Below are 12,016 nucleotides of genomic sequence, written 5' to 3' on the forward strand. Positions count from 1 at the left end.
GGCTTTACTGTAAAATGTCATCTTCTTCTTCGTCGAAGACATAAGCCATGCATCCCCACCCATCATATTCGCCGTTAAATTGCTCAGCGATTGTCGAAAACCACTGCTCCAGATCAACAATATCTGAATACTCTGGTTCCATCGTAACAAAGATGGTAATGATCCATTCATTCGGTTCAACGGAATCATCTTGGAAAAGAGAAATTTTTTGCTCTTGATAGAGTAAATGCATCGCGCATTGCTCTGCATTTTGCTGATCTTGAAATGCAATTGAAAATTCAATTTCATGAAGCTCGGTTAAATCATCCCCGTCTTCAACCATTTGCCAAAGTACATTACCGTTATCATCATCTGGAAATTGTTCGTAATCGCGGTTCATTAGATTGTCCTTGTTGTTGCTCTATTTGTATTATTCGGCATTAAGAATAACCGACTTTTATTGCAGTTTGGATATGTATTCAGTTGCGAATTGCATCAAATTTTAATTTTTTAAAAAGGCACTTGTGACTCAATCACCACATCTGTTCCCTTCAAGGGGTGTTGAAAAGCAAGATATGCAGCGTGTAAAGCCATACGATTCAAATGAAACCGTTTAGGTTCAGGATGATATAACTTGTCCCCCATAATCGGATGCCCAATATGCATCATATGTACACGTAACTGATGCGAACGCCCTGTCACAGGTTCCAGCAACACACGACTTTGATCTGTTGTTGCATCATAAACCAATGGTTGAAACAAGGTTTTAGCATGTTTACCTAATTCAAAATGTACAATTTGTCTTGGGCGATTTTCCCAGTCAGTAATGAGTGGAACTTCAACACTGCCCTCTTGTTTTACTTGGCCTTGCACCAAAGCAATATAATGTTTTTTGACTGTTCTGGCCTGAAACATTTTACTTACCGCAACTTCTGCATCGCGATGTTTGGCAAACATAAGTAAACCTGAGGTTGCCATATCTAAACGGTGCGTAACCTTTGCTAAAGGGAACTTTTCCAATACCCTTAAATACGCACTGTCATGATGTTCAGGTAACCGACCCATGACCGACAACAAACCCGCAGGTTTATCAACCACAATTAAATCGTCATCTTCAAATAAAATTGAAAGCGGATCTTGTGGTGGAGCGTAAACAAAGTTGTCGTTTAAAGGCATGGTCGTAGAAGCAGCAATGGAGCATGGCGGCAAATCATAAAGAAATTTCAGACCTACCGCAAAATAATCTATAGCGCCCTACTTATGTTCCACGTGAAACTCGGAAAATCTTTATCGTTTTTTATTCATTTCAGCTAAAAGATCGAGCTGAATTTCTTGAATATGTGCAAGCCTTTCCCACTGATGCGATAAAAGATGGTCCATTTTTTCATGTAAATGGCGAATCTCAAGCTCGGCTTTTAAATTAATTTGATAGTCATGTTGCGAACGCAAACGGTCTTTTGCTTCTTGGCGGTTTTGACTCATCATAATAATAGGTGCTTGAATTGCAGCTAAACATGACAACACTAAATTCAGCAAAATAAAAGGATAAGGGTCGACGGGACGGACCACCATCACAACCGTATTTAAAACAATCCACCCCGTTAAAAATAAAGCAAAACAAATAAGAAAAGCCCAGCTACCACCAAATGATGCGATTTTATCTGCCAGTTTTTCTCCAAACGTCCAGTTTTGATCAAAATCTGACTCTGTATTTCGGCTAATCAGTTCATGCCGTTGCATACTGCCAATCACTTCATTTTCTAGGTTAGATAACTCGCCCTTTTCCGAGCGTAATAATGACTGCACATATTTAATTCGATAATCTGCCAGATCGGCCCGACAAATAAAGCTTGAGTAGCTCCAATCTGGATGGTCTTTTAAAATTTCATCACTAATCACGTTACGGATGACTTCACCCGATACTAAATCTTTTAAAGGAAAGCTCTTTCCACATACGGCGCATTGGCGACACTGATTTTTATTCTCCATATTATCCAGCTCGCAATTGATCTTAAAATTAGTATATAAACGATTTTGATTGATCGCATCGTAAATAAAAATAGCGCTCTAACCTAAAATCTGTAAAGTCGCTGAAACTATTTTTCGGTGGGCAGAAATCACAGGCTTCATATAATGAGATTTAAATGTCAGGAGTAGCGCAGAAAGATTAGGCTTATTCATAAATTATATTCTTGTAAAATATCATTTTTATTATTGAGAATTTTTTAGGGTGTCAAGGGAAAACATCTATGGTTTACTTCAACAATCATAACTTTGTAAGTTATAACTTTGTGCCTATAAACTTTTGATCTATAGCGTCCTAAGCCGAATCGAGACCTTTTGGGTGAGTACACACTAACGTTATACGTTTCGGTGCATGCTACTCTTTTCGATCCCTATCACACCCTTGAGATATAGTTTAGCCAGCACTCTGCGGGATTGTTTTTCTAAGAAAAGCGAATTTTTATTATTTTTGGGAATTTTTACGCCATTAGGAAAATTTAAAAGAATATATTCCCATTTACCTATAATTAGTTAAATTTAAATTCCACTTTATTTGTATTTTTCGGTTTATTTTACCAGTCAAAAAATTTGTAGACCAAATTGGAAGTTCTTTCAACAGCCTATATTTAGCCGAATAACTCATGTAAAGCTGACTCCCTAATCCCCGCTTTTAAGCATTTTTATTCTTTGGGCACTATTCTTAGAGATAACTTTTGCGCTTGAATACATTATAAAAACATATTATAAACTATTTCTAACCAAATGATTGGTTTTTTGGAACTTTATAATGAATAACAATATTATAATTTTTGGTTATGGAACGGGTATTTCCCAAGCTGTAGCACATAAATTTGGTAAAGAAGGCTATAAAATCGGGTTAGTGGCACGAAACGCCCAAAAACTTGAAAAGGCTATTCTAGAACTTAAGGCACAAGGTATTGAAGCTTACGCTTTTGCATGTGATTTAGCTGTTCTTGAAGATATACCAAATCTTATTAAACGCATTAAAGATCGATTAGGAGAGATTAAAAATATTCATTGGAATGCTTTCCATGATATTGAAGGCAATATCTTAGAAACCCCTCCACTAGAGCTTACCAAAAGCTTTCATATTCGCGTGTCGAGCTATATTGCGACGGTACAGGCTTGTCTAGGCGATTTAGAGAAGAACCATGGTAGCATTTTATCGACAAACGGAATTTTTGCTTTCGATGCAGTGGGCATCGACTTGGTTGCCAAAGAGTATTCATCGTTAGCAACTACTGCTGCCGCTCAATACAAAACCACCAACTTGCTTGCCCATAGTCTTGCTGACTCAAATGTTTATGTGAGCCAAGTGATTGTAAATGGTTTCGTAGATGGCAGACCTGAAGCCAAAGATAAAACCTACACGGTACACCCAGAAACAGTTGCGGAGCAGTTCTGGTACTTACACCAACATAAACAAGAAACAGTTTCTCTTTGTGGAGAAGCCATTCAAGCTGCTTAAACTATTTCTGATGTGAGAAGAAGCGTAATCAGTTACGCTTCTTACAACTTATTGTACATAAGGCCAAATATCTGGGTCTATATAGCTCTCATCTATATGGTAACCCTCTTTTTTCATATTATTTTCTTCAGTTTTACGGGCTTTTTTATTATTAGCAACTTCAGTTTCAAATGCTTGCTTTAACTGCTCTGAATTCATCTTATCTGAATCAGAGATAGCATTTCGCCCTGCATATTTAAAGTTTTCAAAGCTGTACCTCACCATATACTGTTCTTTTTTATCATCTTTATAGGTCCGTCGAAGACTAATACCCAACTCCACATCCCCATTATACAAATTAAATACCAACCTATTTGTTTTCGAAAGCACATCCTGCCATTCTTTAAAATTTAAGATATAAGTTGGATCTATAACCTCCCCCATAGTTTCAGTCATATGCTTTAGATTATCTTGTTTATCAATTCGAGCACTAAAAGGTAAAAAATACTGCTTCCATTGTTTGTCATTAATCTGATGTACTAATTTAGTATAAGCAGTATAAGCCTCTTGGCTCGTAGTATATTCATTTGGATGCAAGCTAGCATTAATGTCCATGATTTGAATACCATCATTGCTTCGTCGAGCTACTTGTGTACCTAGCACACTGATTACATTTTCAATTTCTAAATTACTCTTTTCACTAAATACACGCACTCGACCTAGTTTCGGTGGAGTCCAATCTAATGATAAAAAATTCATCCCTGCAGGCTGACGATCAACTGGTGTAGTACTATTTTTACTAAAATCTTGCATCCCTTGTTCACCAAAATGGAGGGCTATTACATCTTGATTTTGGTTCATTCGGTTATTACTTGCTGGTTTACTACATGCAACTAAAAAGAGACATGTAGTGATCATAAGAAAAATAAATTTCAAAACAATTTTCCATTTATTAGAAAGTGTAATTTGATAGCACTATTAAATGATTGGATTTAATTTATAAAAGAAAATGCCCCGAAGGGCACTTTAGTTATTCTGTTTTATTTGTAACTTCCAAATACCAAATCGTTTCGCCCCAAGGGTTATCTTTAATCTCAGGCATGATTTCACCTTCTGCAAAGTAGCGCTTCTTCATATTATTTGCAGGGCTATACCATTCACCTGTTTTCGGGCAAATTTCACCGCCTAGTACCTTAATTGCATTTTGCTCTAGCAATACCGCATGAATTTTATTGACTCGTTTTCCTTCAGGCCAATGGCTATCCTCATCGAAACGAGCAATCCATTGCGGAGAGTTGTCTATATCAAATCTTGGATTTGGATCATCATCCCATGCATCTAAAGTCGTTAATTTTAAATCATTACAACGAATTGGCTTAATAAGTTCATTTGCCATCACCAGTAAATCTGGAACACCCTCTTCAATTGGATAAAGTGATAATTCTCCAAGTCGAATCCATAGACTGTATTTTTCAGGGTCTGCTGGATCTGGTAATTTGGTAATCTCGATTCGTGGATCATTGAGTTTTAGGCGGATTTGCTCCTCGCTTAACCCTAGCTTTTCTATCCAATAAGGTGAAAGCAAAAAACACCATGTTGGGGTTCTTATTCCTGCAGCTAAAGAAGGGGTATAAATAAGACCACTAGGATCATCATGAGAGAAACTCATATTACTTGGATGATCAATATCCAAACCATAGAAGTAATCACTAAAAATTCGCTCTACTGTTTCAAATTCAGGTGATACACAATTAAAGCTTTGTGGACTACCAATCTCATACCCACTATAAGCCTGAATCGGATTAAGTTTTATTAGACAATTTTCAACAAATGCATACCATTTTTTCTTATTTTCTCTAAACCACTTATCGCCAAATGAAATTTTTAGGCTAGTATATCTTAAGCCATTATCTCGAATAATTGCCTGTAAAGCCCAACGTGCACTTTGCCCCCCCGAATCCCCCGTTGTAGCCCCAATAAAATAAACAAAATACTTTTTATAACTCTCATGCATTTCATCTAACATTACTTGTCTTGACGGTCGCCATTTATTCGCATTTTTCCATACTCCCGTATCTCTGTATCTTAACTTAAAGGGCTTATCAATTATTTCATTTTCAAATTCTTCATACAGATCGATAATTTTATTAGCTACCTCATCTACTTCATTATCTTGATGATAAATATAAAAGGTAATGTATGGACAAATACCAAACTCTTGATCTTCCTCACCATAAATAATTGAAGTATCAAGTGGAATATCCCGTACTAACTCAAAAATCTCTTCATCATTTAAATACGTTTCAGAAGTACTCATGTAATATTCCTTAATTGGTTTTACGCTTTTTATTCATTGTAGCTGGCTTAGAGTCTTTAGCTTCTGTAGTTGATGCATCTTCAGGATAGCGGAACAATGATAGTTTAAAACCCTCACTTCCCGTAATCTTACCCGCATGCTTGACATCAGCACACTGTTTTTTCAAGTCGTTATAATTATTAAATTGTTTTTCATCAATCCGGTCATTCTGAAATTTAATTTCAACCAATGCAAAAATATTAGTCAAAGTTAAAGGCTCACCACGATATTCAGGAATAATAATATCTGCACCAATTACACCTTTACCTTTATAAGGCATTGGCCAAAATGGATTTAATTCTGAACCTACTCTTTTAATACGTGTCTGACCATCTAATTGAGGCGCTAAATATTTCCTAGTTTTTATATCATAACCGAAACATACTTCTGATTTTAAAGGACTACGCCATTTTAAAAGCTCATCCATAAACTCAAACATGAAGTTTACGGCAAGCTGCTTTAATCTAATAATAATATATTCATCAACACTTGCACCTGCTAATTCTTGAGCAGTCATCTTCAATAGCTTTGCGACGATATCCACCTTACTCTTCGGTATAACATCTTTTAATTTTTTACCTTTTTGTTTTCTTAACTGGATCATCGGCAAATGATCTGCTTTTTCACATATTTGACTAATAATAGGCCTAAAGGGAATTTTCTGCTTTATGGCAGCAGTAATTACATTACTTTTTACTTGTGGTCTTCCAGAAGCAGACTTTGTACTGTTAGTTTGTTTATCACCTGTGGTCAAGGTCGTTAATAATACTTTCTCACGTTGCCGATCAATTTTGTCAGTGATCTCCTTATCAAGATTTTTCATTATTTTCTTGATTTCTTCTTTTGCCTTTTTAATATTATCTTGATAGTTTTTGACCTCATCATAAGCATTTGCTGCTGTACGATATAATTCATATGCCGTTATTGCATATCCAGCTAGTTCAATTATTCCAATCACTACAGGAAGCATAATTATTTTCCTACTGAACTCATTTTATTAGCTACCTGTTCTAACTTTGCTTCCCAATTCTCAGTAATACGCTCACTTTCTCTCATTACAGATTTATAACCTATGATTCTTTCTTTACTCTCTGTCACTACTTGTTCAGTAAAACCTTGATTATCAGTAATACCTTGCTTTATTAAATTATTTTTTGAATCATGGATAAAATATTTATATCCTTGGAAATTTCTACCATCTGCTTTAAATAATTGATATTGAGCAGAATACGGAGATTGAGCAAACTCCAATTTAGGCAATGCAGGAACATTAGCATTCGCACTCCCGCCTCCCATAAACACATGCTGTCCAGCCTTCACCTCAAACTTGCCGCTTGTAGTCATAAAAATACCTGAACCAGTAATTTTGACTTGAGAGCCGCCTGCGGTAAGAACAATTTCTTTGGCTGCGGTCGCTTCGATTTTGTCTTCAGTCGAAATCACCTGAACAGCTTTACGGGCAATTAAATCAGCTCCATCGCCTTGCGCCTGTATTTCGACTTTACCTTTGCCTGCATACAGTCTCGCCCCTTGTTGCGCTGCAAAAAGGCTAATCTTATTTTGGGCATGTGCAATCAAGTTCTTTTGAGTAGACAGATTAATGCTATCTCCGGCAGTTTGGTTGAGCTGACCATCTGCACTTAAGTGAATGTCTTCGTTACTGGCTAGAGCAATACTGTTAGGCGCAGTTAAAATCATCAAAGCTTGCTTAAAAGCAGCAGCTTTGTCTTGATCTTTCTCTTCAATTTGCTCTATGAACGTTTTTAAGTTCTCAAGCATTTCCAATGGATCAGTTTGCTGATTTTTAGCAACTTCACTGAGTGCCTTGGCATTATTGAGGCCGCCTTCGATTTGTTCCTTGGCCTCGCTTGCATCAAGGTGTACACCTTGAGCCTGATCCTGTTTGTGGGTACTAACGAGTAAGCCGCTACCAGCTCGAACCGCGCCCCACTGGTCAGTTCTGAGTTCAAAACCTTCCCCACGACCATCGCTTTCCGCCTTGTCTTTTGGATAGCTTAAGTTACCCAAGTTTAGCTGGCTTGCGGCATGGCTACTTTGTAGCTGGGCACTGATTTGCCCTGTCGTGTCATCAAAACGGAGCTGGTTAAAGCCTTTGCCATCGACTTCCTCAGAGCGGATGCCGCTGAGTTTTTTAGTGTCAGGTAGCTGACCTTTCTGGTCAAACTGGGTCGGGTGGCGCTCGGCTTCGTGAATACGCCCCACCACAAACGGGCGGTCAATATTACCGTCAAAGAAGTCGATCACAACGATCTCGCCCACGCGAGGCAAGAAACGTGCGCCATAACCTGCCCCTGCCCATGGGGTCAGCACATCGACCCAAGCGGAGTCAGTGTCATTGTCGTTACTTCCTGCTCCACCATCATGACTGTGGTCATCAGCTCGGGTAAACAGGAAACGGACCTTAATACGTCCCCATTGATCGACATGAATGCTTTCACCCTCTAAACCCACCACTCTAGCGCGCTGTGGGTGAGCGGCTGGTCGGTGCTCTAGCGGGTTATATTCAGGCACAGCTTTGATGTTACGACGAACGACATTCAGCTCAGCAAAGTGGCGCTGCTCAGGGTTTTGACTGTCGAGTTGGGCTGCCTTGAGTTTGCCTTGTGGTAATAAGCGCTCAAGTTGCTGTTGTAATTCTTTCGGTAAATTATTCTGGTTATAGTAGTGTTTGCTTAAGATTAAGAACTCTTTATCAGCACTGTCATGTTGGTCAAGTTCTGGGTGGTCATTGAGTTCAAACCAATAACCTACCTGTGCATCACGGACATTCCCTGCAACGGTAAACTGTTTAGAACTCAAGTGATGGTAAGCATTGATGTGCTGGTTAAGTTGTTCAATCTGGCTATTGCCTGAAGCTGTGGCTTGATCTTCCCCGTTTAAATCCTGCATCCACGCTGGGCTAACATGCCATGCATCTTCAAGGTTCAGGCTTGCATTGTCATAGTGTTCGCTGTGCTTTTGGGTGCCTTGTACGCTGCCGCTACCTTCTTCTTGTTGCAAAGCATCGGCTTGCCAGCGTTGCACATGAACCGAGGTTGGTTGTAAACGACGCTCAGCTTTGACTTGGGTAATGGTATCGAACTGTTCTGTCGCACTGCTGCGTTGATAGCGGATGCTACGGCGTTCAAGTGCCTGATAATTTTGGTTATCGTCAATTAAACGTAAGACTTGTGGCTGGATAGAAGCATTCGGGTCAGCGACAAAAAGCTGTGACTCATCGACCAGCCAGTTAATGCCTTCACTACGCCACAAACGGGTTAAAAAGTCATAATCGCTTTCATTTGACTGCATCACAAATGGACGCACATCGTAGTCTTTGCTTAAACCAGATGTATCGAGCGTTATGCTTGAGGCAAATAACGGGCTTTTTTCCTGCCATTCCTTAAATAGAATTTCACTAATATCGCGCACGCTTTTATTCATAAACACGCGGCTATTACGGCGCTTATGCCAGAGTGCAGTTGGGTCTTTTAAAGTTAAATTATAAATAGTGAGTGAGCCGTCGCTTTGCCCTTGGCTGGCTTCGGTAATAATACCTGTCGTTCTAAAAAACTGGCCTGTATCGGTGACCTGATCGACGGCAACCTGACAACCAATAAACTGTTTTAATGCAATATGGGCGTTTGTCGACAGACACAATAACTCAGCAACGCTGCCCTGATTAAGCGTATGTTCGCCTTCAATACGTTGTAAGAAGACTTGCTGATTTAAAGACTGATTTGAGAATTGGATATGAACAGCACGATTTTGTGAAACAAGGCCTAAACGTTCCAATATACTCGACACACTCATCTGCATTTTTATTATCAATCAAACTTATATTTAAGCCATATTTTAATTAAAAAAAGACTAATCTGTCTATCTATACTCATTTTCAAAATGTAACTAGTCTAAATATGCAGTTTTACGTTAATTTCTTATTAAATAGGTATTTAAACCGTAAAAGTCGAACATTTTAAAGTACTATAAATCATAGAGGTATTATTAAATTTTTTAAATAAAAATCAATAATATAGTAAAAAATAAATTTTAAGATTAATAAAATTCAGGATGAGATATGAAAATAAAAAAGTCTGCTTTTTATATATTTACCATGATTTTTTCGCTTCATTCTTCAGCATTTGCTGAGCCGAGTGTTGCTGATGTTCAATATCGTGCACAGCAAGGACAACCGATTGCGCAATATCATCTTGGCATCATGCTTTTAACTGGTGAACAAGGTGTCGTTAAAAACTATGAACAAGCTTTTAAATGGTTAACTGCTGCTGACCAAAATGGAAGCGTGGGGGCAAAATATAGTTTAGGAATGATGTATTTCACGGGTACAGGCGTAGAAAAAGACATGAAACGCGCTTTTGAATATTTTGCTAAAGCTGCGGATAAGGGCCATGCCAAAGCGCAATATAACTTAGGGGTGTTATATGACAGAGGTGAAGGAACTGTGCAAAATTATGAGCAGGCTTTTGAATGGTATAGTCGTGCTGCAGAGCAGGGCTATCCGCCCGCAGAATATAATTTAGCTCATCTATATAAAAAAGGTCACGGCGTCGCTCAAAGCGATGAGCAAGCCCTTAAGTGGTACACCAAAGCAGCTGAGCATAATGAAAGCGATGCCCAGTACAACTTGGCCCAGATGTATTTAAATGGTGAAGGCTCGCCGAAAAACCTACAACTGGCAAAGAAATGGTTCCAGCAAGCTGCCGATGCAGGTGATTCGGATGCGAAAGAAATGCTTAAAAGTTTAGATTAAATAAGGCAGTCATTCCCACTTTCTAAAAACCAGACAAGTATTTACGCCACCAAAACCAAAGCTATTGCTCATCACTGTTTTTAGTTCGGTTTCTCGGCTTGTTTGAACAATATCAAACTTTTTAGCTTCTTCGCGCAGTTCGGTAATATTAATGCTCGGCGCGATAAAGCTATTTTGCAGCATTAAAATAGAATAAATGGCTTCGTGTACCCCTGCGGCCCCCAAACTATGGCCAGTCATCGACTTGGTTGAACTGAGCGGCGGGACTTTTTCACTACCAAAAGCTCGCTCTATGGCCAATAGTTCGGGAATGTCCCCTGCTGGCGTTGAAGTGCCATGCGTGTTGATATAGTCGATGGTGTCTGAACCGTTTTGCTTGGCTTCTGCGAGTGCCAGTTTAATGCACCGGGTCGCACCTTCACCGCTCGGGGCTACCATATCGACACCATCACTATTGGCAGCGTACCCAACCACTTCGGCCAAAATTTTTGCTCCGCGCTTTTGGGCATGGCTTAAAGACTCCAAAACCACCATGCCACCGCCGCCAGCGATCACAAAGCCATCGTTATCGACAGAATATGGGCGTGAAGCGGTTTCAGGCGCATCGTTATATTTAGAACATAAGGCGCCCATCGCATCGAATATTGCGGTTTGGGACCAATGGTCTTCTTCGCCGCCACCTGCCAGCATGAGATCCTGTTTGCCAGCGGCAATAAGGTGATATGCATAGCCAATTGCGTCGGCTGAAGTCGCGCAGGCACTTGCGATCGATTGGGATACGCCTTTTAGATTGAAAGCGCGTGATAAGTTAGAGCTAATGGTGCTGGTGAGGTAGCGTGGTGCTAAATCGGGTGATACCTCACTTGTGCCTTTTTCTTTTAGGGTATGCAGCATGTCGATGATAGATGCTGTTGAGGTGCCCCCTGTTCCCCCAATCACGCCATATTTTGAGTTGTTGGCAATGTCAGTTACATCAAGCTCGGCGTGTTGTAGCGCATCGAGTGCCGAGTTATAGGCATACATCGCGCAAACGCCCATGTGTTTTTTTAGCTCAGGATCAATATTTTCAAAATTCATTTCGGCAGTGGCGCTCACATGACTTCGAAAGTTTAGTTTTGCATAGACTTCGTTATAACGAATGCCAGAGCGGCCTGCTTTTAAGGACTCGGTTACTTTCTCTAATGTATTTCCAATACAAGAATTAATTCCCATACCTGTGATGACAACACGTTCCATTCTTATCTCTATAAAAACGACATAAATAGATCTTAACAACCAAGTTCTCTTTTGGAACTGGCAAAATATTTCTATATTTATTATTTTTCTCATCAAATATAAATAAAAAGTTAATAATAAAATTTTTATTTTAAAATCTATTTAGTTTTATTATTAAATCAAAAATATTTTAAATATTAAATTGACGTATTTAAAATCACCG

Annotated in this window: 10 protein-coding genes; 2 read left to right on the forward strand and 8 right to left on the reverse strand. The window is 39.0% G+C overall.

The genetic code is table 11. The annotated features are described in order from the left end of the window. Positions 1-4 precede the first annotated feature (4 nt). From NQ782_RS14850 to NQ782_RS14860, 3 genes are all read right to left on the reverse strand, one after another. The gene (locus NQ782_RS14850; RefSeq protein WP_001078193.1) at positions 5-379 is read right to left on the reverse strand and encodes a ribonuclease E inhibitor RraB; all 375 of its coding nucleotides are present in this window, start codon (positions 377-379) and stop codon (positions 5-7) included. Positions 380-489: 110 nt separating this feature from the next. After that, positions 490-1,155, reverse strand: coding sequence for an RluA family pseudouridine synthase (locus tag NQ782_RS14855; protein WP_001130507.1), 666 nt, complete (start codon positions 1,153-1,155; stop codon positions 490-492). Between the two features lie 111 nt (positions 1,156-1,266). Then, entirely contained in the window at positions 1,267-1,968 is a 702-nt protein-coding gene (locus NQ782_RS14860; RefSeq protein WP_000428563.1) for a DUF1003 domain-containing protein, read from the reverse strand. A gap of 802 nt (positions 1,969-2,770) precedes the next feature. Between NQ782_RS14860 and NQ782_RS14865 the strand changes: the two genes are divergently transcribed. Beyond that, positions 2,771-3,472, forward strand: coding sequence for an SDR family oxidoreductase (locus tag NQ782_RS14865; protein ID WP_057093824.1), 702 nt, complete (start codon positions 2,771-2,773; stop codon positions 3,470-3,472). A 48-nt stretch (positions 3,473-3,520) separates the two neighbouring features. Here NQ782_RS14865 and NQ782_RS14870 read toward each other — a convergent pair whose 3' ends face one another. The 4 genes from NQ782_RS14870 to NQ782_RS14885 all read right to left on the reverse strand — a co-directional run bounded on the left by NQ782_RS14870 (position 3,521) and on the right by NQ782_RS14885 (position 9,626). After that, entirely contained in the window at positions 3,521-4,369 is an 849-nt protein-coding gene (locus tag NQ782_RS14870; RefSeq protein ID WP_000633325.1) for a hypothetical protein, read from the reverse strand. 112 nt (positions 4,370-4,481) lie between these two features. Continuing rightward, positions 4,482-5,768 carry a type VI immunity family protein gene (locus tag NQ782_RS14875; protein ID WP_000107748.1) on the reverse strand — a complete coding sequence of 429 codons (1,287 nt, stop codon included), beginning with the start codon at positions 5,766-5,768 and terminating at the stop codon, positions 4,482-4,484. Between the two features lie 10 nt (positions 5,769-5,778). Beyond that, the gene (locus NQ782_RS14880) at positions 5,779-6,777 is read right to left on the reverse strand and encodes a hypothetical protein (RefSeq protein ID WP_000938194.1); all 999 of its coding nucleotides are present in this window, start codon (positions 6,775-6,777) and stop codon (positions 5,779-5,781) included. Between the two features lie 2 nt (positions 6,778-6,779). Then, positions 6,780-9,626 (reverse strand): type VI secretion system Vgr family protein, encoded by a 2,847-nt coding sequence (locus tag NQ782_RS14885; RefSeq protein ID WP_261484941.1) that lies wholly within the window; start codon positions 9,624-9,626, stop codon positions 6,780-6,782. Between the two features lie 259 nt (positions 9,627-9,885). On the opposite strand from NQ782_RS14885, the gene NQ782_RS14890 reads away from it, so the two are divergent. After that, the gene (locus tag NQ782_RS14890) at positions 9,886-10,578 is read left to right on the forward strand and encodes a tetratricopeptide repeat protein (protein WP_057094322.1); all 693 of its coding nucleotides are present in this window, start codon (positions 9,886-9,888) and stop codon (positions 10,576-10,578) included. A 9-nt stretch (positions 10,579-10,587) separates the two neighbouring features. On the opposite strand, the gene NQ782_RS14895 is transcribed toward NQ782_RS14890, so the two are convergent. Further along, on the reverse strand, positions 10,588-11,814 hold the full coding sequence (locus NQ782_RS14895; protein WP_057094324.1) for a beta-ketoacyl synthase N-terminal-like domain-containing protein: 1,227 nt from the start codon (positions 11,812-11,814) through the stop codon (positions 10,588-10,590). Positions 11,815-12,016 lie beyond the last annotated feature (202 nt).

Origin of the sequence: Acinetobacter sp. BD54 (genome assembly GCF_044778325.1) — a bacterium.
Lineage (GTDB): Bacteria > Pseudomonadota > Gammaproteobacteria > Pseudomonadales > Moraxellaceae > Acinetobacter > Acinetobacter baumannii.

Coding starts and splice junctions, on each gene's coding strand:
- NQ782_RS14865 (WP_057093824.1), top strand. CDS start 2,771: ATGAATAACAATATTATAATTTTTGGTTATGGAACGGGTATTTCCCAA.
- NQ782_RS14875 (WP_000107748.1), bottom strand. CDS start 5,768: ATGAGTACTTCTGAAACGTATTTAAATGATGAAGAGATTTTTGAGTTA.
- NQ782_RS14895 (WP_057094324.1), bottom strand. CDS start 11,814: ATGGAACGTGTTGTCATCACAGGTATGGGAATTAATTCTTGTATTGGA.
- NQ782_RS14890 (WP_057094322.1), top strand. CDS start 9,886: ATGAAAATAAAAAAGTCTGCTTTTTATATATTTACCATGATTTTTTCG.
- NQ782_RS14860 (WP_000428563.1), bottom strand. CDS start 1,968: ATGGAGAATAAAAATCAGTGTCGCCAATGCGCCGTATGTGGAAAGAGC.
- NQ782_RS14855 (WP_001130507.1), bottom strand. CDS start 1,155: ATGCCTTTAAACGACAACTTTGTTTACGCTCCACCACAAGATCCGCTT.
- NQ782_RS14850 (WP_001078193.1), bottom strand. CDS start 379: ATGAACCGCGATTACGAACAATTTCCAGATGATGATAACGGTAATGTA.
- NQ782_RS14870 (WP_000633325.1), bottom strand. CDS start 4,369: ATGATCACTACATGTCTCTTTTTAGTTGCATGTAGTAAACCAGCAAGT.
- NQ782_RS14880 (WP_000938194.1), bottom strand. CDS start 6,777: ATGCTTCCTGTAGTGATTGGAATAATTGAACTAGCTGGATATGCAATA.
- NQ782_RS14885 (WP_261484941.1), bottom strand. CDS start 9,626: ATGCAGATGAGTGTGTCGAGTATATTGGAACGTTTAGGCCTTGTTTCA.